23 protein-coding genes are annotated in these 26,555 nt (G+C 73.0%); 14 read left to right on the forward strand and 9 right to left on the reverse strand.

Features of this window, described 5'->3' with window-relative positions; genetic code table 11:
- Positions 1-7: 7 nt before the first annotated feature.
- From ACVCAG_RS33370 to ACVCAG_RS33380, 3 genes are all read right to left on the reverse strand, one after another.
- Positions 8-1,420, reverse strand: a complete 1,413-nt coding sequence (locus ACVCAG_RS33370; protein WP_447191067.1) for an RNA polymerase sigma factor — start codon at positions 1,418-1,420, stop codon at positions 8-10.
- Between the two features lie 195 nt (positions 1,421-1,615).
- Positions 1,616-1,990, reverse strand: a complete 375-nt coding sequence (locus tag ACVCAG_RS33375; RefSeq protein ID WP_440087395.1) for a hypothetical protein — start codon at positions 1,988-1,990, stop codon at positions 1,616-1,618.
- Positions 1,991-2,040: 50 nt separating this feature from the next.
- A complete protein-coding gene (locus ACVCAG_RS33380; protein ID WP_447191068.1) occupies positions 2,041-3,201 on the reverse strand; it encodes an AMP-binding protein in 1,161 nt (386 codons plus the stop codon).
- Positions 3,202-3,352: 151 nt separating this feature from the next.
- On the opposite strand from ACVCAG_RS33380, the gene menB reads away from it, so the two are divergent.
- Both menB and menD read left to right on the forward strand, forming a co-directional pair.
- Positions 3,353-4,204, forward strand: coding sequence for a 1,4-dihydroxy-2-naphthoyl-CoA synthase (gene menB, locus ACVCAG_RS33385; protein WP_440087428.1), 852 nt, complete (start codon positions 3,353-3,355; stop codon positions 4,202-4,204).
- Between the two features lie 197 nt (positions 4,205-4,401).
- Positions 4,402-6,060, forward strand: coding sequence for a 2-succinyl-5-enolpyruvyl-6-hydroxy-3-cyclohexene-1-carboxylic-acid synthase (gene menD / locus ACVCAG_RS33390; RefSeq protein WP_440087393.1), 1,659 nt, complete (start codon positions 4,402-4,404; stop codon positions 6,058-6,060).
- A 116-nt stretch (positions 6,061-6,176) separates the two neighbouring features.
- Here menD and ACVCAG_RS33395 read toward each other — a convergent pair whose 3' ends face one another.
- Both ACVCAG_RS33395 and ACVCAG_RS33400 read right to left on the reverse strand, forming a co-directional pair.
- Positions 6,177-6,911: an ABC transporter permease gene (locus ACVCAG_RS33395; protein WP_440087392.1), complete on the reverse strand. Its 735-nt coding sequence runs from the start codon at positions 6,909-6,911 to the stop codon at positions 6,177-6,179.
- Positions 6,908-7,594 carry an ATP-binding cassette domain-containing protein gene (locus ACVCAG_RS33400; protein WP_440087391.1) on the reverse strand — a complete coding sequence of 229 codons (687 nt, stop codon included), beginning with the start codon at positions 7,592-7,594 and terminating at the stop codon, positions 6,908-6,910. The genes ACVCAG_RS33395 and ACVCAG_RS33400 overlap by 4 nt, the downstream gene beginning before the upstream one ends.
- Before the next feature lie 156 nt (positions 7,595-7,750).
- Between ACVCAG_RS33400 and ACVCAG_RS33405 the strand changes: the two genes are divergently transcribed.
- From ACVCAG_RS33405 to clpB, 8 genes are all read left to right on the forward strand, one after another.
- A complete protein-coding gene (locus ACVCAG_RS33405) occupies positions 7,751-8,851 on the forward strand; it encodes a histidine kinase (protein WP_440087390.1) in 1,101 nt (366 codons plus the stop codon).
- Positions 8,848-9,663 (forward strand): response regulator, encoded by an 816-nt coding sequence (locus tag ACVCAG_RS33410; RefSeq protein WP_440087389.1) that lies wholly within the window; start codon positions 8,848-8,850, stop codon positions 9,661-9,663. The genes ACVCAG_RS33405 and ACVCAG_RS33410 overlap by 4 nt, the downstream gene beginning before the upstream one ends.
- A gap of 141 nt (positions 9,664-9,804) precedes the next feature.
- Positions 9,805-10,287 carry a general stress protein gene (locus tag ACVCAG_RS33415; protein ID WP_440087388.1) on the forward strand — a complete coding sequence of 161 codons (483 nt, stop codon included), beginning with the start codon at positions 9,805-9,807 and terminating at the stop codon, positions 10,285-10,287.
- A gap of 159 nt (positions 10,288-10,446) precedes the next feature.
- On the forward strand, positions 10,447-12,336 hold the full coding sequence (gene dnaK / locus ACVCAG_RS33420) for a molecular chaperone DnaK (protein ID WP_440087387.1): 1,890 nt from the start codon (positions 10,447-10,449) through the stop codon (positions 12,334-12,336).
- Entirely contained in the window at positions 12,329-13,126 is a 798-nt protein-coding gene (locus tag ACVCAG_RS33425; RefSeq protein ID WP_447191069.1) for a nucleotide exchange factor GrpE, read from the forward strand. Before dnaK ends, ACVCAG_RS33425 begins: the two co-directional genes overlap by 8 nt.
- The gene (locus ACVCAG_RS33430; protein WP_447191070.1) at positions 13,123-14,070 is read left to right on the forward strand and encodes a DnaJ C-terminal domain-containing protein; all 948 of its coding nucleotides are present in this window, start codon (positions 13,123-13,125) and stop codon (positions 14,068-14,070) included. The genes ACVCAG_RS33425 and ACVCAG_RS33430 overlap by 4 nt, the downstream gene beginning before the upstream one ends.
- Positions 14,067-14,564, forward strand: a complete 498-nt coding sequence (locus ACVCAG_RS33435; protein ID WP_440087384.1) for a chaperone modulator CbpM — start codon at positions 14,067-14,069, stop codon at positions 14,562-14,564. Before ACVCAG_RS33430 ends, ACVCAG_RS33435 begins: the two co-directional genes overlap by 4 nt.
- Positions 14,561-17,161, forward strand: coding sequence for an ATP-dependent chaperone ClpB (clpB, locus tag ACVCAG_RS33440; RefSeq protein ID WP_447191071.1), 2,601 nt, complete (start codon positions 14,561-14,563; stop codon positions 17,159-17,161). Before ACVCAG_RS33435 ends, clpB begins: the two co-directional genes overlap by 4 nt.
- Positions 17,162-17,330: 169 nt before the next feature.
- Here the strand turns inward: clpB and ACVCAG_RS33445 are convergent, their stop codons facing one another.
- Together ACVCAG_RS33445 and tnpA are read right to left on the reverse strand one after the other, a co-directional pair.
- On the reverse strand, positions 17,331-18,515 hold the full coding sequence (locus ACVCAG_RS33445) for an RNA-guided endonuclease InsQ/TnpB family protein (protein ID WP_447191072.1): 1,185 nt from the start codon (positions 18,513-18,515) through the stop codon (positions 17,331-17,333).
- Positions 18,508-18,930: an IS200/IS605 family transposase gene (gene tnpA / locus ACVCAG_RS33450; protein WP_440087380.1), complete on the reverse strand. Its 423-nt coding sequence runs from the start codon at positions 18,928-18,930 to the stop codon at positions 18,508-18,510. The genes ACVCAG_RS33445 and tnpA overlap by 8 nt, the downstream gene beginning before the upstream one ends.
- Positions 18,931-19,085: 155 nt before the next feature.
- Between tnpA and ACVCAG_RS33455 the strand changes: the two genes are divergently transcribed.
- A complete protein-coding gene (locus ACVCAG_RS33455; RefSeq protein WP_447191073.1) occupies positions 19,086-19,406 on the forward strand; it encodes a Crp/Fnr family transcriptional regulator in 321 nt (106 codons plus the stop codon).
- A 27-nt stretch (positions 19,407-19,433) separates the two neighbouring features.
- Here the strand turns inward: ACVCAG_RS33455 and ACVCAG_RS33460 are convergent, their stop codons facing one another.
- Complete coding sequence (locus ACVCAG_RS33460) at positions 19,434-21,746, reverse strand: ATP-binding protein (protein WP_447191074.1); 2,313 nt, start codon at positions 21,744-21,746, stop codon at positions 19,434-19,436.
- 212 nt (positions 21,747-21,958) lie between these two features.
- A complete protein-coding gene (locus tag ACVCAG_RS33465; protein ID WP_447191075.1) occupies positions 21,959-22,699 on the reverse strand; it encodes a GntR family transcriptional regulator in 741 nt (246 codons plus the stop codon).
- Between the two features lie 264 nt (positions 22,700-22,963).
- Here ACVCAG_RS33465 and ACVCAG_RS33470 point away from each other — a divergent pair, with 264 nt between their 5' ends.
- The 3 genes from ACVCAG_RS33470 (at position 22,964) to ACVCAG_RS33480 (ending at position 26,416) form a co-directional block, all read left to right on the forward strand.
- On the forward strand, positions 22,964-23,767 hold the full coding sequence (locus ACVCAG_RS33470) for an inositol monophosphatase family protein (protein WP_447191076.1): 804 nt from the start codon (positions 22,964-22,966) through the stop codon (positions 23,765-23,767).
- Between the two features lie 144 nt (positions 23,768-23,911).
- Positions 23,912-25,234 (forward strand): lanthionine synthetase LanC family protein, encoded by a 1,323-nt coding sequence (locus ACVCAG_RS33475; RefSeq protein WP_440087375.1) that lies wholly within the window; start codon positions 23,912-23,914, stop codon positions 25,232-25,234.
- A 291-nt stretch (positions 25,235-25,525) separates the two neighbouring features.
- Positions 25,526-26,416: a hypothetical protein gene (locus ACVCAG_RS33480; protein ID WP_440087374.1), complete on the forward strand. Its 891-nt coding sequence runs from the start codon at positions 25,526-25,528 to the stop codon at positions 26,414-26,416.
- The last annotated feature ends 139 nt before the right edge of the window (positions 26,417-26,555 follow it).

Here is a 26,555-nt window from a genome sequence, read left to right on the forward strand (position 1 = left end):
CCGCCGGTCAGCTGGCCCAGTCGAGCAGCGGGCGGGTGTTGCTGGGGTGGCGGAGCTTGGAGAGCGACTCCTTCTCCAGCTGGCGGATGCGCTCGCGCGTCAGGCCGAGATACTTGCCGATCTCGTCGAGGGTGTGGGGCTTGCCGTCGACGAGGCCGAAGCGCAGGGCCATGATCTTCGCCTCCCTGGGAGAGAGGTTGCCGAGCACGCCGCGCAGCTGCTCGCCCAGCAGCTGGCGGTCGACGACCTCCGACGCCTCGGGCGAGTCGACGTCCTCGATGAGGTCGCCGATGGTGGTCTCGCCGTCCTCGCCGATGGTGGCGTTGAGGCTGATCGGCTGGCGGCTGGTGCGCAGCAGCTCCTCGATCTGGTCGGGGGTCTTGTCGAGCTCGACGCCCAGCTCCTCCGGCGTGGGCTCGCGGCCCAGACGCTGGTGCATGTCACGCTCGACGCGCGACAGCTTGGAGAGCATCTCCAGCACGTGCACCGGAAGCCTGATGGTGCGGGCAGAGTCGGCGAAGCCGCGCTGGATGGCCTGGCGGATCCACCACATGGCGTAGGTGGAGAACTTGTAGCCCTTGGTGTAGTCGAACTTCTCCACCGCGCGGATCAGGCCCAGGTTGCCCTCCTGGACCACGTCGAGCAGGGCCATGCCCCGGTCGGTGTACTTCTTCGCCACGGAGACGACCAGGCGGAGGTTGGCCTCCAGCATGTGGTCCTTGGCCCGGCGGCCGTCCTCGGCGATCCACTCCAGGTCGTCGCGCGCGGCCGCGGACAGACCCGGCTCGGCCTCCAGCTTGGACTCGGCGTACAGCCCGGCCTCGATGCGCTTGGCCAGCTCGACCTCCTGCGCGGCGGTGAGCAGGGTGCGACGGCCGATCGACTTCAGGTAGGTGTGCACCGAGTCGCCCATGACGGAGGACTGGTCGTCGAGGTCGAGGGTCGGCTCGACCTCGACCTCGACCTCCTCCGGCGGGTTCCACTCGTCGTCGAGCTCCGCCGCGGTGTCCTTGGTGTCCCTGGCGTCCTTCGCGGCCCCGGTCTTCCTGACGGGCTTGGCGGTCTTGAGGTCGCCCGTGGGCTCCGCACCGGTCGTGGCGGCGTCCGGGGCACCGGCCGTGGTCTCGGTCTTCACCGCCCCCTTCCTCGCGGGCGCGGCCTTGACCTTGCGGGCGGGGGTCTTGCGGGCGCTCTTGGTGCCGGACGCGGACAGCGCGGGCTCGTTCTCGGCCGCCAGGCTGACGCCCGCCTCGGTGAGCTCGCGCAGGATCGACCTGCCCTCGGTCGGGCTGATGCCCGCCTCGGCGAAGGCGTGGCGCAGCTCCGCGAGTGAAAGGTGGCCCTGGACTCGCCCTCGGTCAAGGAGCTGGTCGAGGGTCGTCGGGGCCTCAGATGAGGTCGCCACGGCGGTTGGGGGCATGAGGACACCTCCTCCATCACGGAGTCGTCTGAATTTACGGTCTGCTGGTCTTGGGGTGGGGCGGTCTGGGGGCCGCTCAGCGCACCAGTACCAATAACCCCAGGCAAGAACTTTCTGTTCCCGACTCGACCCGGAAAATATGAAGGGCGGACCGCCTTCCCGGCGATCCACCCGCACGTGGGCGCCCGAGAGAGCCTATTCGATCACTTCCACGGGGCCCTCTTGCGCCGGGTCAGCGGAGCCTTCGAGCACGGGGCCGTCGACCATGGGCATCGGGAAGGGCTCCGCCTTCTCCAGACGGTTCTCGCTCCAGTACTCGACGACCTTCTCGGGGTCGGGATTGACCTCCCTGGACACCACGAAGTCCTCCGCGGGAGGGACGGGTGCGGTCGGGGACGGCTCCTGGGAGGGCGCTCCGGGCTCGTTCGGGGCGACCGGCACCGGCTCGGCCGACGGTTTCTCCGCCTTCCCGATCCCGCCCGACGCGGCGGCCGCCGTCACGGAAATGCCGCCGGCGAGGACCAGGCTCACGATTCCAGCCGAGACCCATGTCTTGCGGGTGACGTTCATCGGGCTTGTCCTTCCTGCTTCGGCTACCTGTTGGACGTGTCACGGCACCTTCACGGTTCCCGATCACGACCATAACGAAGAGTTTCGAGATCCGGCTTGCCGTTGGCCAAAAGTGGTATTTCGGTCACAACGATCAGGTCGGCGGGGGCCGCGTAGGCGGGCAGCCGCTCCTTGGCGAAGGCGCGCACCTCGGCCAGGGACGGCGGGGAGGGCGAGACGACGACGGCCACCACCCGCTCGCCCCACTCGGGGTCGGGACGGCCGACCACGACGGCGTCGACGATCGCGGGATGCTCGGCCACCACGGCGGCCACCGCCGCGGCGACGACCTTCTCGCCCCCGGTGTTGATGACGTCGTCGGCCCGCCCCAGCACGCGCAGCCGCCCGCCCTCCAGGACGCCCAGGTCCGAGGTGAGGAACCACTCGCCGTCGCGCGCGGCCTCGGTGAGGTCGGGGCGCAGCCGGTAGCCGGAGAACAGCACGGGCCCGCCCAGGCGGATCCGGCCGTCGTCGCCGACGTCGACCCCCACCCCGTCGAGGGGCTCGCCGTCGTAGACGCACCCGCCGCAGGTCTCGCTCATGCCGTACGTGGTGATCACCCTGGCCCCGGCCGCGCGGGCCTCGGCGAGCAGGGCGGGGGGAGCGGCGGCGCCGCCGAGCAGGATCGTCCTGAACGCCGACAGACGCTGAAGACGCGCCGAACTCACCTGGAGCAGCCGGCGCAGCTGGGTCGGCACCAGCGAGACGTGGTCCGCGCCGCTGGAGAGCACGGCCTCGGGGGAGAACCCGTCGTGCACGATCGGCTCGGTCCCGCCCAGCAGCGACCTCACCAGGACCTGCAGGCCGGACACGTGGGAGGGGGGCAGGCAGCACAGCCAGCGCTCGCCCGCCCCGGCCTCCAGGCGCCGCAGCGAGGCCGACGCGGAGGCGAGCAGGGCCTCGGCGGACAGCTGCGCGCCCTTGGGGGTGCCGGTGGAGCCGCTGGTGGCGATGACCACCGCGACCTCGGCGGGCACGCCGACGCCGCCCTCGCGGCGAACCCCGTCGACGTGGGTCGGGCGCAGCGCGTCGAGCGTCGCCCGCAACGCGGGGGCGGGCAGGGCGGGGGAGAGGGGCAGCACGGCGGGACCGCGGCCGTCCAGTGCCGCGCCGACGGCCCGGAACAGCTCCGGGCCCGGCGCCGACACCACGGCATGCAATTCCCGTTGCACGGAAAGCCACTCCTCATGCACAGGAATGGTCATCACAGTCGTAAGGTTAGTGCCGAATGCCGGACAACAGCCGGGGTGGTCCCGGTAAAGCGGAGAGGGTGAAGCCATCGTGAGCACGGAGCGGGTCGAGCCGGGCGTGGACGAGCAGGTGGTGGCGGAGACGGCCTCCGAGCGCGACGGTGCCGTCGACTGGAAGAGGTCCGGGCAGTACGAGGACATCATCTACGAGACCGGCGAGGGCATCGCCAAGATCACGATCAATCGTCCGGAGCGGCACAACGCGTTCCGCCCGACGACGCTCTTCGAGCTCAAGGACGCCTTCAACGTCGCCCAGGAGGACGCCGAGGTCGGTGTGATCATCTTCACCGGCGCGGGCGACAGGGCCTTCTGCTCCGGGGGCGACCAGAAGATCCGCGGCGACGACGGCTACGTCGACAAGTCCACCCCGCACGTCGGCCGGCTCAACGTGCTCGACCTGCAGGTCCAGATCCGCCGCTGTCCCAAGCCGGTCATCGCCATGATCGCCGGCTACGCCATCGGCGGCGGCCACGTGCTGCACGTGTGCTGCGACCTGTCCATCGCCGCCGACAACGCGGTCTTCGGCCAGACCGGCCCCAAGGTCGGCTCCTTCGACGGCGGCTACGGCTCCTGGCTGCTGGCCGAGACCGTCGGCCTGAAGCGGGCCCGCGAGATCTGGTACCTCTGCCGCCAGTACGACGCGCAGAAGGCCCTCGACTGGGGTCTGGTCAACGCGGTCGTGCCGCTCGCCGAGCTCGAGACCGAGACGGTCAAGTGGGCCAGGGAGATGCTGGACAAGTCGCCGCTGGCCCTGCGCATGCTCAAGGGCGCGCTGAACGCGGTCACCGACGGCGCCGCGGGGATGCAGCAGTTCGCCGGCGACGCCACCCTGCTCTACTACATGAGCGAGGAGGCGCAGGAGGGGCGCAACGCGTTCAAGGAGAAGCGCTCTCCCGACTTCGGCAGGTTCCCGCGCCGTCCCTAGGGGCGGCCGACGACAGGTTCCGGCGCGGCCGTGGGCGGCGAGGGCACAGGCGAGGGCACAGTGCCCCGCCGCTCCCGGGGGGCAGCGGGGATCCGAACGGACTCGGTCCCGGGGCGCGCCGCCCCGCGCAGGCGAGGGCGCTTTCGCGCGCCTCAGGACGGACTCACCCCCGGGTGCGGAGATAAGGAGGCGGTGCGGTGAATCCCGCGACCGCGCTCGCGACGGTGCTGGTCGACGAGCTGGCCCGCTGCGGTCTGACGGACGTGGTGCTCGCACCGGGTTCGCGTTCGGCGCCGCTCGCCCTGGCCGTGCACGCTGACAGCCGCCTCCGGCTGCACGTGCGGGTGGACGAGCGCTCGGCCTCCCACCTGGCGGTGGGCCTGGCCCGCCGCAGCGATCGTCCGGTCGTCCTGATCTGCACCTCCGGCACCGCGGCGGCCAACTTCCATCCGGCCGTCATCGAGGCGCACGAGTCGGGGGTGCCACTGCTGGTGCTCACCGCCGACCGCCCGCCCGAGCTGCGCGACACCGGTGCCAGCCAGACCGTCGACCAGATCAAGCTGTACGGCACGGCCGTCCGCTGGTTCAGCGAGATCGGCGTGCCCGAGGACCGCCCCGGCCAGGTCGCCTACTGGCGGTCGACGGCCTGCCGCGCCTACCAGCGCGCGATGGGCCCGTACGACCCGGGGCCCGTCCACCTCAACGTGGCCTTCCGCGAGCCGCTGATCCCGGACGGCGACCCGTCCTGGTCCGAGTCCCTGGAGGGCGACGCCGCGGGTCCGTGGGTGCGCGCCAGGGTGGGCTCCCCGCCGGTGGCGCTGCACCTGCCGCCGACCCGGCGGGGCGTGCTGGTCGTCGGCGACGGCGCGACCAACACCCGCAGGTACGTGGCGGCGGCGGGCATGGCCGGGTGGCCGATCCTGTCGGAGCCCAACGGCGGCGCCCGCTACGGCGACCACGCGATGTCGGCCTACCACTTCCTCCTGGGCACCCCGGAGTTCGCCGACCGGCACCGCCCCGACGTCGTGGTCACCCTGGGCCGCCCAGGCCTGTCCCGGCCGCTGCTCAACTGGCTGAGGCACGCGGGCGAGCACATCGTGGTCGCGGCCGACATGACCCGCTGGCCCGACCCGACCCGCTCGGCCACCCAGGTGGCACAGGTGGTGGAGATCCCGGTCGCCGCGGGCGACGACACGTGGCTGCACTCCTGGCGCCGCGCCGAGACGGCGGCCAGGGCCGCGATCGACGAGGTGCTGGACGGGTCGGGGCTCAGCGAGCCGCGCCTGGCCCGCGACCTGGCGGAGGCGCTGCCCAACGGGGCGCTGCTGTTCTCCGGCTCCTCCATGCCGATCCGCGACCTCGACCAGGCGATGCGTCCCCGGCGGGGCCTGCGGATCATGGCCAACCGGGGGGCGGCCGGGATCGACGGCGTGGTGTCGTCGGCGATGGGCGCCGCCCTCGCCCACAACGGCCCCTCCTACGCCCTGATGGGCGACCTGACCTTCCTGCACGACCAGAACGGGTTGCTCCTCGGCTCCCGCGAGCCGCGCCCCGACCTCTGCCTGGTCGTGGTGAACAACGACGGCGGCGGGATCTTCTCGCTGCTGCCCCAGGCCGCGCTGCGCGACCCCTTCGAGCGGGTCTTCGGCACCTCGCACGGGGTGGACCTGGGCTACGTGGCCGCCGCCACCGGCACGCCGTACACCTTCGTGGACGAGCCGGGCCAGCTGGTCAAGGCACTGCGCGGCGAGGGGCTGCGCGTGGTCGAGGTGCGCAGCGACCGGGAGTCCAACGCGAGGCTGCACGCCGTGATGCGCGACGCCGCCCACGCCGCCGTCCGCGACGCCATGGTGTGACGCGCGTTCCCGGGGACACGCCGTGACGCGTGCCCCCGGGACCACCCGGCACGGCCGGCCGTGCCGGCACGCCGTGCCGCCGTCCGTGTCGGGGGCCGTGCCGTCGTACGGCGAGGTCACGTGACGTCGCGGCGGAGCGTCAGCGCGCGGGCGGCGAGCACGGTCACCGCGACGTAGCCCGCGAACAGCAGCCCGCCGGCCCAGACGGGCAGCAGCTCGCCGCCCAGGGGCGTGCCGCTCAGGGCGCGGGCCGCCCCGGTCGGCAGCCACCTGCCCAGATCGGGCAGGAAGCTGACGAGCGCGTAGTCGGCGTACATGAACCAGAGCAGCGCCACCGTCACCGCCGCCACCTGGTTGCCGATCAGGGCTCCCAGGCCCACCCCGAGCAGGCCGTACAGGACGACCGCGAGCACCGAGCCGAGCAGGACCGCGGGCACCGCGGGGGTCCAGGCGGGATAGCCGGCCAGGCCGAGTATGACCAGGCCCCCCGCCAGCGTGACCAGCGCCGAGACCGTGGCGATCACCAGGCCGGCGATCCCGTACGCGGCCAGCTTGGCCGTCACCACCCGGTCCCGCCTGGGGCTGACCAGGAACTGCCAGGTGATCGTCTGGTGGCGGTTCTCCCCGGCCATGCCGAGGACGCCGAGCAGCAGGGTGAAGATGTAGGCCTGGTGGGCCATGCTGTAGACGTTCTCGATCTGCGCGTCGAGCGGCATCCCGCCGCCCTGCCCCATGAAGAAGACCATCAGCCCCGCCCAGGCCACGCACAGCGGGGGCGCCAGGGCGGCCAGGAGCCAGGTGGTGCGGTTCGCGCGCGCCTTGAGCAGTTCGGCGCGGACCAGGCCGTTCATGCGGTCACCTCCATGTAGAGCTCCTCCAGGTCGGTCTCCGGGGTGAGCGGGCCCTGCCAGGCGAGACGCCCCGCCCGTACGACGATCACGTGGTCGGCGATCTGCTGGATCTCGGCGAGCACGTGCGTGGAGACCAGGACCGTGCGCCCCTGGTGGGTGTAGGCCCGCAGGAAGCCCCGCAGCCAGCGCATGCCCGTCGGGTCCAGGCCGTTGGCGGGCTCGTCGAGGATGAGGATCTCCGGGTCCCCCAGCAGGGCGGAGGCCAGGGCGAGCCGCTGACGCATGCCCAGAGAGAAGCCCCCCACCTTGCGGCCGGCCGAGGCGGTGAGGTCGACCTGTTCCAGCACGTGCTCCACGCGCTCCGCGTCCAGCCCCGCGGCGAGGCGGAGCGCCTCCAGGTGCGTGCGGGCGCTCAGTCCCGGGTGGAAGGCCGCGGCCTCCAGTACCGCGCCGACCGTGGCGACGGGACGCTCCAGGTCGCGGTAGGGGCCGCCGCCGATGGTCGCGGTGCCCTCGGTGGGCGTGACCAGGCCGAGGATCATGCGCAGGGTGGTGGTCTTGCCCGCCCCGTTGGGGCCGATGAAGGCCGTGAGTGTTCCCCGTTCCACCGTGAACGACAGGTCGTCGACGGCTCGTACCCCGCCGAACGACTTGCCGAGGTGGGTGACGCTGATTGCTGACATGCCTCGACGATGGGCCCGGGGCGGGTGGGGACGCACGGTCCCGGGGGTGGAACCGGCGACGTCCACCCCCGGGGGAGGGCGCGGTGGCCGGGGGTGGAGACGATCTCCACCCCGGGGCCCATGGTCCGCCGCCGGGGGCACGGATAATTTGTGGTCGTGACGTTCTTCCGCCGCCCCTCGGTGCGCTGCCTCCTCGCCGTCGTGCTGGCGGGATACGTGCTCTACTGGCCGGTGGCCGCCGCGATCGAGGCGGGCTGGCCGGGCCTGCTCCCGGTGCTCCTCGTCTGCGCCGCCACCTCCGGCTGCTGCGTGTGGGCACTGCTGAGCCAGGACGCGCGGCGCGGCGCCTGGCTGCTCGCGGCCACCCTGACCGGCGGGCTCGCCCTGCAGGCGATCAGTCGCTTCGGCGGCATGGGCTTTCTGTACCTCGTCCTCTACGCAGCCCCGTTCAGGACCCGCTTCTGGCCGGGGATATTCCTGGTCACGGCAGACATCGCCGGAACGGCGGCCGTGTCCTTCCTGGCCGGGCTGCAGGGCTGGGAGTTGATGGGCAACGTCCTGGGCCTCACCTACGGCGCCATTCTCGTCTTCCTGATCCGGTATGTGAAGACGACCAGGGAGCACGCGGCGGCGCTCGCCGAGGCGCGGGCGGGTGAGGCCGTGCTGGCCGAGCGGGCACGGCTGGCCAGGGAGGTCCACGACATCCTGGCGCACTCGCAGTCGGCCCAGATCGTCCACCTGGAGGGCGCGCGGCTGCTGCTGGAGCAGGGCGGGGACCCCGCGGCGGCCCTCGACCGGGTCAACCGCGCCGTGCGGCTGGCGCGCGCCGGGCTGGAGGAGACCCGCCGGGCGCTCGACGCGCTGCGCGGGCAGGAGCTTCCGCTGGCCGAGCGGCTGGAGCGGCTGGCGGTGGAGTTCCGGTCGGTGACCGGGGCGCCCTGCGCGGTCTCGGTCACCGGGGACCTCGGCTCGCTGGAGGCGGGGGCCAGGCTGGCGGTGGCGAGGACCGCGCAGGAGGCGCTGACGAACGTGCGCAAGCACGCGCCGGGCGCCGCGGTGTCGGTGGCGCTGCGCCGCGCCGGCGCGTGGTGCGAGCTGGAGGTGCGCGACACGGGCGGTCCGCCGGACCCGCCGGCGTCGCGGGAAGGGGGGTACGGGCTGGTGGGGATGCGCGAGCGGGCCGAGCTGATCGGCGGTTCGCTGGCCGCGCGGCCGGGCGCGGAGGGCTTCGAGGTCCTGCTGCGGGTCCCGGCGTGAGCCGCCCGCGGCGCGGCGCCGCCGCGGGGGTGGGCGCCGCGCCGTGGACGGCTCACGCCGGTGCCGGTACGGTACGCCCCGACGCGCCGGTGCCGCGCGACCGCGAGGCCGTCCCGGCGAGGGAGCGGCGCGGGGACAGGCGGGCGGGTCCGAGGGACGAGGTGGTCGAGGTGGTCGTGCGGGTGCTGGTGGCCGACGACCAGACGGTGGTGCGCGAGGGGCTGGTGCTGCTGCTGGGACTGCTGCCCGGCGTCGAGGTCGTGGGGGCCGCGGCCGACGGGCGGGAGGCGGTCGAGCTGGCCGCCTCGCTCGGGCCCGACGTGGTCCTGATGGACCTGCGGATGCCCCGCATGGACGGGGTGGAGGCGACCCGCAGGATCAGGGCGGCCCACCCGGACATCCACGTGGTGGTCCTGACGACGTACTCCGACGACGAGTCGATCTTCGCCGCGCTGGGCGCGGGGGCGCGGGGCTACCTGACCAAGGACACCGACGCCGAGTCCCTGGCCTCGGCCATCGCCACCGTCGTCGAGGGCGAGGCCCAGTTCGACCCCACCGTCCAGCGGCGGCTGGCCGAGGCGGTGGCCGGGAGCCGCCGCGCGCCGGGCCTGCCGGACGGGCTGACCCGCCGGGAGAGCGAGGTGCTGGGGCTGATAGCGGCGGGCCGCTCGAACGCGGAGATCGCCGGGGAGCTGTTCATCTCCGAGGCGACGGTCAAGACGCACATCAACAACCTCTTCGCCAAGGCGGGACTGCGTGACCGGGCACAGGCGGTGACCTACGCCTTCCGGCACGGCCTGGGCCCCGGCTGACCGGGACCGGACACCGGCGCCGGGGACGGCGATGACTGTCAGGTGATGACTGTCAGGTCTGGGGATGTGGGGGCGCCGTCGCGGGGTCAGGGTGGATCGCGTACGGATTCACCTCGCGGGTGCCCGTCGAAGGGAAGTGCCATGCGACCTGACATCAGTTTGACCGGCCACGAGACGGTGGCGGATTTCGGCAACTACGCCGAGGCACAACGTGCCGTGGACAGGCTGTCGGACCAGAAGTTCCCGGTCGAGCACACGATGATCGTCGGAGTCGGTCTCCGGCTCGTCGAGCAGGTGCTCGGGCGGCTGACCTATCTTCGCGCCGCGGGGATGGGCGCGGCGACCGGAGCCTGGTTCGGACTGCTGATCGGCCTGTTCTTCGCGATCTTCACTCCCGGGCGGTTCCCCTTCATCCTGGTCCTGTGGGGCCTGATCTGGGGCGCCATCGCCGGAGCGATCTTCGGACTGGTCGGCCACGCGCTCACCGGGGGCAAGCGCGACTTCCTCTCGTCGAGCGCGATCGTCGCCGACCGCTACGAGGTGCTGGTCGCGGCCCCGCACGCCGCCGAGGCGCGCAGGCTGCTCGACGTGGGCACGTCCCAGCAGATGCACCAGCAGATCTGACCGGCGCCCCCCGAACCGAGCCCGCACGGACGGGGCGCGGGCGGTGTGGACGGCGTGGACGGCGCGGACGGCGCGGACGGCATTGCCCGCGCCGCCGTCCCGTGCCCGCCGCCGGGCCGCCCGGCGAGCGCCGGGGGCCACAGCGCACAGGAGGGCAGCATGTCCAAAGCAGTCGGAATCGATCTGGGCACCACCAACTCGGTGATCGCCACGATGGAGGGCGACAAGCCCACGGTGATCCCCAACGCCGAGGGGGCGCGGACGACGCCCTCGGTCGTGGCGTTCACCGACAGCGGTGAGCGCCTGGTCGGGCAACTGGCCCGCCGCCAGGCGATCCTCAACCCCAAGGGGACGATCTACTCGGCCAAGCGCTTCATCGGCCGCCGTCACGACGAGGTCGCCAGCGAGCTGACCGCCGTGTCGTTCGACGTCGTCCCCGGGCCCGACGGAGCCGTCCGCTTCAAGATCAAGGAGAGGCTTCACGCGCCCGAGGAGATCGCCGCGGCCGTCCTGCGCAAGCTCGTGGACGACGCCTCGAGGTTCCTGGGGGAGAAGGTCACCGAGGCGGTCATCACGGTGCCCGCGTACTTCAACGACTCCCAGCGCCAGGCCACCAAGGACGCGGGGAAGATCGCCGGCCTGGAGGTCCTGCGGATCATCAACGAGCCGACCGCGGCGGCGCTCGCCTACGGCCTCGACCGCCAGGAGAGCGAGACCGTGCTCGTCTTCGACCTGGGCGGAGGCACCTTCGACGTCAGCGTCCTCGCCATCGGGGACGGCGTCGTGGAGGTGCGGGCGACCGCGGGAGACTCCCACCTGGGCGGCGACGACTTCGACCGGCGCATCGTCGACCACCTCGCCGACGAGTTCCAGCGGGACAACGGCATCGACCTGCGCCAGGACCCGCAGGCCCTGCAGCGGCTGTTCGAGGCCGCGGAGAAGGCCAAGGTCGAGCTGTCGGCGGTCACCCAGACGCAGATCAGCCTGCCCTTCATCACCGCGGACGCCTCGGGCCCCAAGCACCTGAACACCACGCTCAGGCGCTCGACCTTCGAGGAGATCACCGCCGACCTGCTCGAACGGTGCAAGGGGCCCGTCCAGCAGGCCATGGCCGACGCCAAGCTCACCGCCGACGACATCGACGAGGTGATCCTGGTGGGCGGCTCGACCAGGATGCCCGCCGTGCAGAACCTGGTACGCCGGATGACGGGCGGCAAGGAGCCGAACATGACGGTCAACCCGGACGAGGTCGTGGCGCTGGGCGCCGCGGTCCAGGCCGCCGTCATCAAGGGCGAGCTGAGGGACGTCGTCCTGCTCGACGTGACACCGCTCTCCCTCGGCATCGAGACGCTCGGCGGGGTGATGACGAAGGTCATCGAGCGGAACACGACCATCCCGGCCCGCCGTTCCGAGACGTTCAGCACCGCCGAGGACAACCAGAGCGCCGTGGACGTCGTCGTGCTGCAGGGCGAGCGCGAGCGCGCCGCCGACAACCGTCCCCTGGGCCGGTTCCGGCTGGAGAACATCCGGCCCGCCCCGCGCGGCGTGCCGCAGGTCGACGTGACCTTCGACGTCGACGCCAACGGGATCCTGAACGTCTCGGCCAAGGACAAGGACACCGGCGCCGAGCAGCGCATCACGATCAGCGAGAGCTCGAACTTGGACACGAGCGAGGTCGAGCGGATGGTCGCCGACTCCGAGCGGCACCGCGAGGAGGACCAGCGGATGCGGCAGGTGGTGGACGCGCGCAACGAGCTCGACAGCGCCGCCTACCAGGTGGAGCGCCGCCTGACGGAGCTGGGCGACTCGGTACCCGTCCACGAGAGGGCGCGGGCCGACATGCTGGCGCACGACGCCCGCGACGCGATCAAGCAGGAGGCCCCGCTCGACCGGGTCCGCTCGCTCACCGCCGAGCTCCAGCAGATCTACCACAGCCTCGGCGCGGCCGGCTCCGGCGCCCCGGGCGGCCCGGGGGCCGCGGGGGCGTCCGGTTCCCCGGGCGGCCGGGACGACGACGTCATCGACGCGGAGTTCACGACCGATGAGTGAGACACCCGGGCGTGGCCGGCAGGTCCCGCGCCGTGACGGGGATCCGCGCGGCGGGTACGACCCGCCCGGCCGGGAACCGCGGGACCGGGAGCCGTACGACCGGGAGGACGACCGGGAGCGGGACGCCGGCCGGGAGGCGCGAGCCCACGACGGGCCCCCCGACCGGCCCCCGGACCGGCCCCCGGGCCGGCACGGACCCCGGGGACCTCAGGGCGCTCAGGGGTCCGAGACCCGGCGCGGTGGTCAGGAGGCGCGTGACCGGGAGGCGCGTGACCAGGGGCCGGACGTCCAGGAGGGGTGCGGGTACGCCCCGGATGCCCCGGACGTCTCGGACGGCCTCCAGGAGCGCGTTCTGGAGCTCCAGGCCATGGTGGCCGATCTCGAGGATCGCTGGCGGCGCGCCCTCGCCGACCTCGACAACCTGCGCAAGCGCGTCGGCAGGGACGCCGAGCGGACGCGGTCGGACGAGCGGGCGCGGGCCGCCGGGGAGTGGCTGCCCGTCCTGGACAACCTGGACCGCGCCCTGGAGCACGCGGAGACCGATCCCGGCTCCATCGTCGCCGGGATGCGGGCGATCCGCGACCAGGCGCAGGAGGTGGTGTCCCGCCTGGGATACGCGCGCCGCGACGACACCGGGACCGTGTTCGACCCGGCCAGGCACGAGGCGGTGGGCGTGCTCTCGCGGGAGGGCGTTCCCGACGGCACGGTCCTGCAGGTGGTGCGGCCCGGCTACGGGGACGGCGAACAGTTGCTGCGGCCCGCGCTGGTCGTGGTGGCCAAGGGGGCATGATGCCCCCCGACCGGGACTTCTACGAGATCCTCGGCGTGCGGCGGGGGGCGAGCCAGGAGGACATCCAGCGCGCCTACCGCAAGCTGGCGCGGGCCAACCACCCCGACGTCAACAAGGACCCGTCCGCCGAGGACCGTTTCAAGGAGGTCTCCGAGGCCTACAGCGTGCTGTCCGACCCCGGGACCCGGCGCCGCTACGACGCGTTCGGGCCGGAGTTCCGCCAGGTGCCCGACGACGTGGACCCGGAGACGTGGGCACGCGCCGGGAGACGCGCGGCGGGCGCGGGCCGGGGCGGGGCCGGTGCCCGGGGCGGGGGCGCGGGTTTCGGCGGCTTCCAGGAGGGGGTCGACCTCGACGACCTCCTCGAAGGGCTGTTCTCCGGCAGGAGAGGCCGGTCCGGCGCGAACTGGGGGCCGATACCCGGCGCCGACCAGGAGGCCGAGATCGTCCTGACCGTGGAGGAGGCCTACCGGGGCGGGCCTCGCTCCGTCACCGTCGGTTCGCGCGGGCTGCGGATCGACATCCCGCCGGGCGTCGTCGACGGGCAGCGCATCAGGCTGGCCGGGCAGGGCGGCCGGGGCGGCGACGGGGCGCCCGCGGGCGACCTCTACCTGATCGTCAGGATCGCCGCGCATCCCCGATACCGGATCGAGGGACGCGACCTCCACGTCCTGCTCCCGGTCACCCCGTGGGAGGCGGCGCTCGGCGCCCCCGTCGTGGTCGACACCCCCGGGGGCGAGGCCAAGGTCAAGGTGCCGCCGGGGACGTCCGGCGGCAGGCGGCTGAGGCTGCGCGGCCGGGGGATGCCCGGCCGCGGCGACAAGGCCGGTGACCTGTACGCCGAGGTGCGGATCATGGTCCCGGACCGGCTGTCGGAGGAGGAGCGGCGGCTGTTCGAGCAGCTCGCCGCGGTCTCCGCGTTCGACCCGAGGAGGCGGCGATGACCCACCCGTTCCCGGAGCGCGGAACGCCCCGTCCGGACCCGCGCCCCGCCCGTCCGCCGGCGGACCCGGCGGACGGAGAACGCGCAGGGCCCGCCTCCGGCGAGGGCGCGGCCTCCCGCCGGCGGGAGGCCCGGGGAGAGACCCGGCGGGAGGTTCGGGAGGAGACCTCGCGGGAGACGGCCAGGGCCTACCAGCTGGCCAGGCCCGAGCGCCTGGATCTGGAGACGTTCGCCAGGGCGACGGGAACCCACCCCGAGCTGGTGCGGCGCCTCGTCGTGCTGGGCGTGCTCGACGCCTGGACCGACGCCTCCGGGCACCTGTGGCTCCCGCCCTCCCAGGTGCTCGCCATGGCGCGCGTCCGGCGGCTGAGGGCCGGGTTCTCGATCAACTACGCGGCGATCGGCCTCGTACTGGACCTGCTGGACCGCATCGCCGACCTGGAGGCCGCTCAGCGCGGTCGTTCCCGACCCATCGGAGGCTCGCCGTGGACATGAACCGGCTGACACAGAAGTCGCAGGAGGCGCTGCACGACGCGCAGACCAAGGCCCTGCGTTTCGGGCACACCGAGGTGGACGGCGAGCACCTGCTGCTGGCGCTGCTCGACCAGCCGGAGGGGCTGACACTCCGCCTGCTCTCGTACGCGAACGTCGACACCGACCGGCTCAGGACCGAGCTGGAGGCGGAGCTGGGCCGGCGCCCCCGGGTGAGCGGCCCCGGCGTCTCTCCCGGCCAGGTCTACGTGACGCAGCGGCTCTCGCGCCTGCTGGAGACGGCCAAGCGGGAGGCCGACCGGCTGAAGGACGAGTACGTGTCGGTGGAGCACCTGCTCATCGCCCTGATCGAGGAGGGCAGCTCGGCCTCCGCCGGGCGGCTGCTGCACGAGCAGGGGCTGTCCAGGGACGGCTTCCTCAAGGCGCTCACCGCGATCCGCGGCAACCAGCGGGTGACGTCCGCGATGCCCGAGGTGGCGTACGAGGCGCTGGAGAAGTACGGGCGCGACCTGGTGGCGGACGCCCTCTCGGGCAGGCTCGACCCGGTCGTCGGGCGCGACGCCGAGATCCGCCGCGTCATCCAGATCCTGTCCCGCAAGACCAAGAACAACCCGGTCCTCGTCGGCGACCCCGGGGTGGGCAAGACCGCCATCGTGGAGGGCCTCGCCCTGCGGATCAGCCACGGGGACGTGCCGGAGGGGCTCAGGGGCAAGACGGTCTTCAGCCTCGACATGGGCTCGCTGGTGGCCGGGGCCAAGTACCGGGGGGAGTTCGAGGAGCGGCTCAAGGCGGTGCTCAACGAGGTCAAGGCCGCCGAGGGGCGGATCCTGCTCTTCGTCGACGAGATGCACACCGTGGTGGGCGCCGGAGCCGCCGAGGGCGCCATGGACGCGGGCAACATGCTCAAGCCCATGCTGGCCCGCGGCGAGCTGCACATGATCGGGGCGACGACCCTCGTCGAGTACCGCAAGCACGTCGAGAAGGACGCCGCCCTGGAGCGCCGGTTCCAGCCGGTGATGGTCGACGAGCCGTCGGTCGAGGACGCCGTGTCCATCCTGCGCGGCCTGCGCGAGCGCCTGGAGATCTTCCACGGGGTGAAGATCCAGGACAGCGCGCTGGTGGCGGCCGTCGTGCTGAGCCACCGCTACATCTCCGACCGCTTCCTGCCGGACAAGGCCATCGACCTGGTGGACGAGGCGTGCGCGATGCTCCGTACGGAGATCGACTCGATGCCCGCCGAGCTCGACGAGCTCACCCGCAGGGTGATGCGCCTGGAGATCGAGGAGGCCGCGCTCGCCAAGGAGGAGGACTCCGCGAGCGGGACCCGGCTGGAGGAACTGCGCAGGGAGCTCGCCGACCTGCACGCCGAGACCGACGCCATGCGGGCGCAGTGGGAGGCCGAGCGGCACGCCCTGCGCGCCGTCCAGGCCCTGCGCGCGGAGATGGAGCAGGTACGCGCGGACGCCGAGCGGGCCGAGCGCGGCTACGACCTCAACCGCGCCGCGGAGCTGCGGCACGGCAGGCTGCCCGAGCTGCTGCGGCGGCTGGAGTCCGAGGAGGAGCGGCTGTCCGCCAAGCAGGGCACGTCGCGCCTGCTGCGCGAGGTCGTCACCGACGAGGAGATCTCGATGATCGTCTCCCGGTGGACGGGCATCCCGGTGAGCCGGCTGCGCGAGGGCGAGCGCGAGAAGCTCCTGCGGCTCGACCAGATCCTGCACGAGCGGGTGATCGGCCAGGACGAGGCGGTACGGCTGGTGGCCGACGCCGTCATCCGGGCGCGCTCCGGCATCAAGGACCCGCGTCGCCCGATCGGGTCGTTCGTCTTCCTGGGACCGACGGGCGTCGGCAAGACGGAGCTGGCCAAGGCGCTCGCGGAGGCGCTCTTCGACACCGAGGACAACATGATCCGCATCGACATGAGCGAGTACCAGGAGCGGCACACGGTCAGCCGCCTCGTCGGCGCGCCCCCCGGCTACGTCGGGTACGAGGAGGGCGGCCAGCTGACCGAGGCCGTGCGGCGCAAGCCGTACTCCGTTGTGCTCTTCGACGAGGTGGAGAAGGCGCACGCCGACGTCTTCAACACGCTGCTGCAGGTGCTCGACGACGGCAGGCTCACCGACGCGCAGGGCAGGACCGTCGACTTCCGCAACACCGTCCTGATCATGACCTCCAACCTCGGCTCCGTGTACCTCCTCGACGGCGTCACGTCGAGCGGGGAGATCAAGCCCGAGGCGCAGCAGCAGGTCATGGCCGAGCTGCGCGCCCACTTCCGCCCCGAGTTCCTCAACCGCGTCGACGACATCGTGATCTTCAAGCCGCTCACCCCCGAGGAGATCGAGCGCATCGTCGGCCTGATGTTCGTCGAGCTGCGCAACCGCCTCGACCAGCGGGGCATCCGGCTGGAGGTCACCGAGGCGGCGCTGCGGCACATCGCCGAGCGGGGCTACGACCCCGTGTACGGCGCCCGCCCGCTGCGCCGGTTCATCGCCAGGGAGGTCGAGACGCGCATCGGCCGCGCGCTCCTGTCGGGAGAGGCGGAGGAGGGAGCCGTGGTCCGGGTGGACCTCGCCGGGGACGAGCTCGCCGTCACCTACGGATGAGAAGGGCCGGTCATGTCACCAAATATCGTGCGATGCCGGGACTGTGGGAAGAAGGAGCGGACGCCGGCGGGTGCCGCGCCGCGCGCGTGGGCGGAGGGCGCGATCACGCCGGTGGGTGAGAGGAGCGGCTGAGGTGACTCCTCCGCTCCCTGAAGGGAGCGGCTTCTCGCTAGGCCGCTTGCGCGACGTCGCGAAGGGCAAGCCCTGCCCTCAAGATGTTGATCGCCGCGTTCACGTCGGCATGCGCGGTGTGCCCGCACGCCGTACAGGCGAACTCGGCTTGGGTGACGCGGTTCTCCTGCGCGCAGTGCCCACATCGGGCGCACGTGCGGGAGGTGTTGGCGGGGTTCACCGCGACCAGCTCTCGACCGGCGCTTTCAGCCTTGTCCGCGAGGACTCGCAGGAACACTCCCCAACCCGCGTCCAGGATGCTCCGGTTGAGGCCGGATTTCTGTGCCACGTTGGTGCCGGGCGCTTCGAGCGTGCCGGACGCCGAGCGGGTCATGTTCGCGATCCGCAGGTCCTCGTGCACGATGACGTCGTAGTCGCGGACCAGCCTGAGCGTGGCTTTGTGCGCGCCGTCCAGGCGCTGCCGCCGGACCTTGGCATGCAGGGCGGCGAGCCGCGCCACCGCTTTACGTCGCCGCTTGGAGCCGCGCTTCTTGCGAGCCAGGTCTTGCTGGGCGGCGGCCAGCAGCTCGGCGGACGCGGTCAGGTGACGCGGGTTGGCCAGGTGCTCGCCGTCGCTGGTGATGACCAGCGAGGCGACGCCCATGTCCAGGCCGACGACCGCGCCCGCCGGAGGCAGGGTCTGGGCGGGCACGTCGTCGCACGACAGCACGAGGTACCAACGCGAGCCCTCCCGCTTGACACCGATCGTCTTCGCCCGGCCCTTGACCGGCCGGTGCTGGTGGACGCGGACGTGGCCGATGCCTTGAAGGCGGACGAACGTCACGGTGGGGTGCTCGGGCTGGGAGTCCCACCGGCAGCCGTCGCCGTCCTTCGGCCAGGTCACCGTGTCGAACCAGCCGCGCCCCTTGAAACGCGGGAAGCCCGGTGTGCGCCCGGCCTTGAGGCGAGCGAAGAACGCGGCGAACGCCGTGTCCAGGCGGCGCAGGGTGACCTGCTGGGAGGAGAACGACCACCGGCCCTGACCGTCGGCGTCGGCGGCGCGGATGTGCTTGAGGTCGGCCGACTGGACGCCGTAGGTGATGCTCACGCCCGCCCTGCGGTAGGCGGTGCGGCGGTGCTCCAGCGCGGCGTTGTACAACTGCCGGTGGTCCTCAAGGCATGCGGTGAGCGCCACCGTCTGCTTGACGGTGGGACGGAGCAGGAACTTGTAGGACCTACGCACGGCCCTGTCCCTTGGGTATGCGCTCGTACTGAGTCTCGATGGAGCGCTGCACCGTCTCGGCGGACACCGCGCCAACCGTGATCACGAAGTACGACCGCGACCACAGTGTGGGCAGTTGGGAGCGCAGGTGCGCAAACTCGGCGCGCAGGTGGTGGGAGGTGAAGCCCTTGAACTGGTTGGCCACGTACGACGGAGAGTTTTTCGGGTGCGGCTTGACGAACAGGCGCACGTGGTCGGGCATCACCTCAAGCGCCAGGATCTGCCGGCCGTGCTCGTCGACCTTGGCGTGGATCAACTCTTCCAGGCGGGTCTTCACCCGACCGTCCAGAACCGGGCGGCGGTACTTCGGGCACCACACGACGTGGTATCCGAGGTCGTACGCCGCGCCGGGGGAGGTGCGCACCTGACGAGTCACACGATTGTTATAACAGTGCCGCACATCTGCTGTGGCGACGAACGGAGAACTCTGATGCGCAAGTCAGACGGGTCGCTGCACGCTCGGGCCTTGGCGGCCCTCCCGCTCCCGATTCCCCCGTCGCCTAAAGGCGACGGTCCCCTCGGGAGGAACTGATGGACGCGCTCACCGAAACTTCGGACCACCAGGGGGCGTTTCCCCGCCTGGACGAGGCGCAGATCGCCACGCTCGCGGCCCACGGTGTCCGCAGGCCGGTCCTGACGGGTGCGCTTCTGATCAAGGAGGGTGAGGAGCACCCGGAGTTCGTCGTCATCCTCACGGGCAAGGCGGCCGTCGTCGAGGACGAGCGGGTCCTGTGGATCCACGGGCCGGGCCGCTTCCTGGGCGAGCTCGGGGTGATCACCGGCCGGAGGGCGTGCCTGACGTCGGTGGTCTGCGAGGCGGGCGAGGTCTGGCGGTCCCCGTCGAGCGGCTGAAGAGGACCGTTCCCGCCCGGCCGGGCCTCAGGCAGGATCTCGGAGGGGGCGCCGGTGGCCGTTCTCCTCCGCCGCGAGCCTGGCCAGCTCGACCCGCGAGCGGATGCCCAGCTTGCGGAAGACCTGCCGCAGGTGGAAGGCGACGGTGTGCTCGCTGATGAACATCTGCTCGGCGGCGTGCCGGTTCGTCAGCCCCTGGGAGACCAGGTCGCAGACGGCCTGCTCGGTGCCGGTCAGGCTGGCCCACCCCGACACGGGACGGTCGGTCCTGGCCCAGTGGCGGCGTCGCTCGCCCAGCAGCCGCAGCCTGCCACGTACCCGCGCCGCGTCCCGGGCGGCCTCCACGGCCCCGTAGCAGGCCAGCGCGGTCTTCAGGTTCTCCACGGCCAGGTCCCGGCAGCCGTCGCCCGCGCCGAGCAGCACGCCGAGATCCTCCGCGGCCGACCCCCTGGCCCAGGGGTCGGCGTGCCCGGCCACCGCGCGGCCCAGCGCCTCGGAGTCACCTTCCCGCAGCCCTCGCGCGTGGTCGGCGGACGCCGACGGGCCGGGCAGGGCGGGGTTGCGCCAGGCGATGTCCTCGGCCGCGCCGACCACGGCGTCGGCCCTGCGCCGGTCGTCCACCGCCATCGCCACCCGCACCAGCCACGCCGCCGACGTGGGCTCGCCGGTCAGCGCCCCGATGTGCCGGGGCAGCGCGTCGTAGATCCCGCCGAGCGAGCTCATACCGCCCGCCGCGCCGTCGCGCGCCTCGCTGATCCGCCCGGCCGCCAGTTCCGACCGCAGCCGGGTGCACGGCGGTATGCCGGGTGCCGACCTGACCAGGTCCCTCTCCATGTACCTGACGGCTCCCGGCAGGTCGCCCGACCGCAGCGACGCGGTGCCGAGCACCGACAGGGCCGAGGAGGCCAGGAGCGGGGCGTCCAGGGTCCCGGCGGCGGCCAGGCCGGCCTCCCCATGCTCGATCGCGCCGCCGAGCCGGCCCGCGGCCAGGGCCAGCCGGGCGCGCAGGACGGGGATCTCGGCGGCCCAGGCGGGCTCGCCCTCGGCGTCGGCCTCCTCGGCTGCGCTCTCCGTCGCCGATTCCGCCTCGTCCAGCAGCCACAGGTCGATCAGCATCGAGGCCAGCACCGCCCTCGGCTGCCGGCGCCGGCCGCGGGCCGGTCGCTCCACGGCCTCGCGCGCCAGGTCCAGCCCCCGCGAGAGCGCGCCCTCGTCCCAGGCGAGCAGGGCCAGGTCCACGAGCCTCCCCGTCCCGCCGGCGCCGCCGCGGGGCGCGAGGGGCCCGCGGGCCACGGCGGCGCGCTCGACCTGTTCCCGCAGGGCCCGCCGTACCGGCGCCGGCACCTCGTCGACGATCGACCGCCACACCAGCTCGTGCCGGAACGTCAGCTCGTCGCGGGTGGCCACGAGCACCCCGGCCGCCAGCGCCTCCTCCAGCGGGGGAAGCAGCGCGGCCGGGGTCTCACCGAGCATCTCGGCCACGTACGCCGGGGTGAACGAGCGTCCGAGCACCGCGACGGCCTCCAGCAGGTACCGGGTCCTGGTGCCGAGCTCGTCCAGGCGCCGCCGGACGGCGGTGTGCAGGCGCCGGGGCAGCACCGCCCCGGCGGGGGTGATCCCGGCCAGCCGGGCGACGCCGTCCTCGACCAGGATGGCGTCCTCCTCGCGCAGCCCGGTGAGAAGCTCGGCGAGCAGGAGCGGGTTGCCGCCGGCCTGGGCGGCCAGCGCCGTCAGCCCCTCCCCGGGGGCCGCGCCCAGGATGTCGGCGGAGACCTCGGCCACCGCCCCCTCGTCGAGGGGACACAGGACGATCCGGGTGGCCCCCTCCTCCTCCAGCAGGTCGAACAGCCGTCCCGCCTCGCCGCGTCCCGGGGTGTCGCGGCAGGCCAGCAGCCACGCCACGGGGTACGAGGCCAGCCGCGAGGGCATCGTCCGCAGGGCCATCACCGTGGCGGGATCGGCCCACTGGAGATCGTCCAGCACCACCAGCAACGGCCCCGAGGCCAGCCTCCGCTCCAGCGAGGTCCGGACCTGTTCGGCCAGCCACAGCAGCAGCCCCGGCCCGTCGGGGAAGGCGCTCCTGGTCACGGGCATCGAGGCCGTCGGCGACCCCTCGAGCGCGGCCAGCAGCGGTCCCAGCGGGGTCAGCCGTCCCAGCTCGTCGGCCCGCCCGCTCGCCACCGCCGTGCCCCGCGCGGTCGCGACGCTCGCGGCCTCGGCGAGCAGCAGTGACTTGCCCGTCCCCGGTTCGCCCTCGACGAGCATGACACTCCCGGTCGCGGACGTGACGCCTCCCAGCAGGGCGAGGACCGCCGCCCACTCATCTTTCCGGCCGCGCATAGTCTTGTCTCGGATCTGGGGTCATACGGCGGGCTTCCTGAGCAGTGAATACGCATATGACATCCCCAAGGGACGAATCATCACGCGTCGGGCACTGTCGCGCGCCGGTGGTTTGGGACAGATTTGACCTCGGTGATCCCCGCCGTCACCCACCCCGCGGGCGTGCTCTCCTCGCCCGGCCGGCGCTCGGTGAGCGTGACCTCCTCGCCCGGTCAGCGCTCGATGAGCGTGACCTCCAGGGAGTAGTGCGAGGCGCGGTAGACGTGGGAGCCGTGCTCGACGGCCCTGCCCTGGTCGTCGTAGGTGGTGCGGACCATCGTGAGCAGCGGGGCCCCGCGCCGCTCGCCAAGCAGCCTCGCCTCGGCCGCCGTGGCCGCCCGCGCCCCCATACGCTGGTTCGCCACGCGCATCCGCACCCCCGCGGCGCGGAGCATCTCGTACAGCCCGCGCTCCTGGAGGCCCTCGGCGGTCAGCGGCGCGAGCCCGGAGGGCAGCCAGTTGTGCAGCAGGGCCAGCGGCTCCCCTGCGGCGTAGCGGATCCGCTCCAGGCGGAGCATCTCGGTGCCGGGCGCGACGCCGAGGACGGCGGCGACCTCCTCCTCCACCGGGGCCGGCCCCAGGACCAGCACCCTGGTGGCCGGCTCCTGGCCGGCCCTGCGCAGGTCGTCGTAGAGGCTGGTCAGCTCGACGGAACGCTTGACCTGGCCGTGCACCACCTGGGTGCCGACGCCCCGCTTACGCACCAGCAGGCCCTTGTCGACCAGATACTGGATCGCCTGGCGGACGGTCGGACGCGACAGGCCCAGCCGGTCGGCGAGCAGGATCTCGTTGTCGAGCCGCGACCCCGGGGGCAGTTCGCCGCGGCGGATGGCCTCGGAGATCTGCTCGGCCACCTGGAAGTAGAGCGGGACCGGGCTGGACCGGTCGAGATCGATGGCGAGCTGCGCCGTCATTCGCCCTCCCGGTTGACACGCCGCGCCGTCAGGCTAGCGGACATCAGAATGTCTTGACAAAAACCGGCCAGGGTCCGTCGAGGTGCCCGGCGGACGCGTGCGGGGCCGGTGTCCTCGTACAGGATGGGAGGCGGTCCGCGCACCGGGTTCGTGTCACCGGGCTCGCCTCGCCGGGCTCGTATCACCGGGTTCGTACCATCGGGTTCGTACCACCGGGCTCGCGTCACCGGGTTCACGCGCCGGATTCGCGTCAATGGAGGAAGCATGGATCAGAGCACCGCAGCAGATCTCTCCGCCGTCGCGGTCGAGGCCGCCCGCGCGGTGGGCGACCGGCTCCGCGAGGCGTTCAGGTCGCGTCCCGCGGTCGAGACCAAGAGCGACTTCCACGATCCGGTGACCGAGCACGACCACGCCGCGGAGGCGACCATCCGGGAGGTCATCGAGAGGCGCGTCCCGGGAAGCACGATCATCGGGGAGGAGGGCGGCAGCATGGGCTCCGGCGAGATCCGCTGGTACGTCGACCCGATCGACGGGACCGCGAACTTCGCCGCCGGGCTGCCGTTCTTCTGCGTGTCGATCGCCGCCGCCGTCGGGGGCGAGGTGGTCGCCGGGGTGGTGTACGACCCGGTGCGCGACGACGAGTTCCGGGCCGACCTGGGCGGGGCCTGGTGCAACGGCGTGCGGCTGCGCAGCTCCGGTGCCACGCGCGACCGGGAGGGGGTGCTGCTGACCAGCTATCCCACCCCCCGGGAGCTGGCCGAGGTCGGGGAGGAGGCGCTGCGCAGGTTCGGCAGGATGGTGGAGGCGTTCGCCTCCACGCGCCGTCCCGGCAGCACCGCGCTCAAGCTGGCGCACGTCGCGGGAGGGTGGGCGGACGTCGCCTACGGCAGTAGGGTCAGTCCGTGGGACATGGCGGCGGGGTCGCTGCTGATCCGCCAGGCGGGTGGCGTCTTCATCCCGCTGGACGGATCGGTCTTCGAGCCCGGCGGCTACCTCGCCCATGTCGGAGGCTTCGACCTGGCGGGGTCGGTCATGAGCGACCTGCTCCTCCGCGGCCGCCCGGCCTGAGCGCCGGTGGGCGGGCGGGGGCACGGACGTGCCGGCACGGGAGACTCTCGCGCGGGCGGGTTCCGCGTGTCGGCCACCACATTACCTATTGATCCTGTAGGAAATACAGGTAAAATGATTGTCTCGCCGTACGAAGGAGCCGCCATGAGCCTGGAGCCGGAGGCCGAGAGCCCGCTGGCCACCGCGGTCGGGGCCGCGCGCTGGATTCGTTCGGCGGCGGTGGACGACGAGCGGGGGCGTCACTGGCGGGCCAACCCCGATCCCCGGGGCCGGGCCGCCATGCCCGACCACCCCCTGTCGCTGTACTCGGGGGCGGCCGGGATCATCCTGTTCTTCCTGGAGCTCGCCGCGGCCACCGGCGACGACGGCTATCTGGACGACGCCAGGGCCGGGGCCCGCTACCTCGCCGCCACCTGGCGGGAGCAGGCGGACCTCTCCCTCCACCACGGCCTGGCCGGAGTGATGTTCGCCCTGGCCGAGGCCGGATGGGCCACCGGCGACGGGGCCTTCGAGGTCGAGGCCGCCGCCGTCGCCGACCGCATCGTGCGCAGCGCCCGCCCCATCGACGACGGCCTGGGCTGGACCGGCGACCCCGCGCAGCGAGGCGACGGCGGGATCATCCTCGGCCTGCTGCACGCCGCGGGCATCCTGGGGGTGCCCGCCTACCAGGAGGTCGCCGTCGAGGCAGGCGCCCGCATCGCCACGCTCGTCGTCCCCGGCCACCGCTTCGGCGAGGGCGCCTGCGCGGACCTGCCGCTGGACGCGGTCACCCCGGGCTTCCTGTCCGGCACCGCAGGGACAGCCTTCCTGCTGGCCCGCCTGTACGGCGTGACCGGCGAGAGCGACTTCCTCGGCGCCTCCCGCAGGGGGGCCGACTTCGTCCGCGCGGTCAGCGCCGTCACCGAGCGGTGCGCGCTGGTGCCGCACCACATCCCGCAGGGCCGCGACCTGCACTACCTGGGCTTCTGCTCCGGCTCGGCCGGGGTCGCCCGGATGTTCTACGAACTGCACCGGGTGTCGGGCGACGCCGGAGACCTCGAGTGGGCCGAGCGGCTGGCCAGGGGGATCGTCCGCAGTGGCGCCCCCGCCAGCCAGAGCGGCGGATCCTGGAACTCGGCCTGCCAGTGCTGCGGCACCGCCGGTCTGGTGGAGCTGTTCGTCGGGCTCTGGGCGGCGACCGGCCACCGCCGGCACCTGGAGTTCGCCCGCACGCTGGGGGAGAACCTGATCGGCCGGGCCACCGGCCACGACGGCAGGGGCACCCGCTGGTACCAGGCCTACCGGCGGCTGCGCCCCTGGGAGGTGACCGCCGACACCGGCTACATGGTCGGCGCGGCGGGGATCGGGGCCGCCCTCCTGCACCTGGACGCCACCGCCCGCCCGCAGGAGGCCCGGCGGCTCGTCCTGCCCCCGGACAACCCGTTCCCCGCCATCCCGCTGCCGAGCGCGACGCTCCGCCGGTCCTGACGGTCGTGAAAGGCACGTCCCCGCACCCTGTACGGTCGGGCATCGAGGCCTCCATCGGGCCCGGCGCCACGGACACGTCTCCCGGCGCCGCCCCGGCACTCCGGACCGTGTCATCCCCCGATACGCCCGATCGTGCCGATCCGGTCGTGGAGGGGCGGCGGCCGCCGGTGCCTCTCGCGCCGGAGGAACGAAGGACGATGCGCCCTTTGGCCGTCAAGGGGTGTCAAAGCTCGTGATGATGATTGGTGATTCTCCGTGAGTGCTACCCAAGGCTTGCCTAATCTCGGTGTCGTGACAATCGAGGATTTCCTTCCCGACCCCGACCGTTCCACCGTCGCGATCGAACCGGCGCAGCCGGGTGCCGGCCACTGGGCCGGTGCCCCGAGCGCCGTGGCGAGCGACGGCCTGATCTATCTCGCCTACCGGCTGCGCCGCCCCCTCGGCGAGGGCCGAGGCTACGCCGTCGCCGTCGCCCGCTCCACCGACGGCGAGCGGTTCGAGACCCTGCTCACGATCGGCAGGGAGGAGATGGACACCGAGTCGCTGGAGCGGCCCACCCTGATCCGCACGCCCGAGGGGCGCTGGAGGCTCTACCTCAGCTGCGCCACCTACGACACCAAGCACTGGCGGGTCGAGGTGCTGGAGGCCGACGACCCGTCCGGCTTCCGGGCCTCGCAGCGGCAGGTCGTGCTGCCCGGCGACCCGAAGACCGGCGTCAAGGACCCGGTGATCGTGCTGCGGGACGACGTGTGGCACCTGTGGGCCTCCTGCCACCCGCTGGACGAGGCCGACGAGGCCGACCAGATGGTGACCGACTACGCCACCAGCGCCGACGGCCTCGAGTGGACCTGGCAGGGCACCGCGCTCAGTGGCCGTCCCGGCACCTGGGACTCCCGGGGCGCGCGGGTGGCGGCGGTCCGCTTCCTCGGCGACAGGGTGGTGGCCTTCTACGACGGCAGGGCCACCGCGTCGGAGAACTACGAGGAGAAGACCGGTGTCGCGGCCGGCACCGACCCGGCGGAGCTGACCCCGCTCGGCACCGAGCCCGTCGCGGTCTCGCCGTACGCGGGCGGCGGCCTGCGTTACCTGGACATCGTGGACCTGCCGGGCGGCGGGCGGCGGCTCTACTACGAGTACACCCGCGCGGACGGGGCGCACGAGCTCCGCACCGAACTGCGCTGATCACGTCACGTGGCCGCCCCGGCGCCGGCCACGGTACGGTCGCTCCCGGCCCGGCCCGGCCCGGCCCGTCCGTGTCCGGGGCCGGCCCGTCCGCGCCCGGGATCGGCTCGCCGGTCCCGGGAGATCGTTCGGTGGCGCC

This window comes from Streptosporangium sp. G12, from assembly GCF_052983175.1.

Bases quoted from the DNA above. Each gene is read 5' to 3' on its own strand.
- ACVCAG_RS33370 (WP_447191067.1), bottom strand. From the start codon at position 1,420: ATGCCCCCAACCGCCGTGGCGACCTCATCTGAGGCCCCGACGACCCTC.
- ACVCAG_RS33375 (WP_440087395.1), bottom strand. From the start codon at position 1,990: ATGAACGTCACCCGCAAGACATGGGTCTCGGCTGGAATCGTGAGCCTG.
- ACVCAG_RS33395 (WP_440087392.1), bottom strand. From the start codon at position 6,911: ATGAACGGCCTGGTCCGCGCCGAACTGCTCAAGGCGCGCGCGAACCGC.
- ACVCAG_RS33400 (WP_440087391.1), bottom strand. From the start codon at position 7,594: ATGTCAGCAATCAGCGTCACCCACCTCGGCAAGTCGTTCGGCGGGGTA.
- ACVCAG_RS33415 (WP_440087388.1), top strand. From the start codon at position 9,805: ATGCGACCTGACATCAGTTTGACCGGCCACGAGACGGTGGCGGATTTC.
- dnaK (WP_440087387.1), top strand. From the start codon at position 10,447: ATGTCCAAAGCAGTCGGAATCGATCTGGGCACCACCAACTCGGTGATC.
- ACVCAG_RS33425 (WP_447191069.1), top strand. From the start codon at position 12,329: ATGAGTGAGACACCCGGGCGTGGCCGGCAGGTCCCGCGCCGTGACGGG.
- ACVCAG_RS33430 (WP_447191070.1), top strand. From the start codon at position 13,123: ATGATGCCCCCCGACCGGGACTTCTACGAGATCCTCGGCGTGCGGCGG.
- ACVCAG_RS33435 (WP_440087384.1), top strand. From the start codon at position 14,067: ATGACCCACCCGTTCCCGGAGCGCGGAACGCCCCGTCCGGACCCGCGC.
- clpB (WP_447191071.1), top strand. From the start codon at position 14,561: ATGAACCGGCTGACACAGAAGTCGCAGGAGGCGCTGCACGACGCGCAG.
- ACVCAG_RS33455 (WP_447191073.1), top strand. From the start codon at position 19,086: ATGGACGCGCTCACCGAAACTTCGGACCACCAGGGGGCGTTTCCCCGC.
- ACVCAG_RS33460 (WP_447191074.1), bottom strand. From the start codon at position 21,746: ATGCGCGGCCGGAAAGATGAGTGGGCGGCGGTCCTCGCCCTGCTGGGA.
- ACVCAG_RS33465 (WP_447191075.1), bottom strand. From the start codon at position 22,699: ATGACGGCGCAGCTCGCCATCGATCTCGACCGGTCCAGCCCGGTCCCG.
- ACVCAG_RS33470 (WP_447191076.1), top strand. From the start codon at position 22,964: ATGGATCAGAGCACCGCAGCAGATCTCTCCGCCGTCGCGGTCGAGGCC.
- ACVCAG_RS33475 (WP_440087375.1), top strand. From the start codon at position 23,912: ATGAGCCTGGAGCCGGAGGCCGAGAGCCCGCTGGCCACCGCGGTCGGG.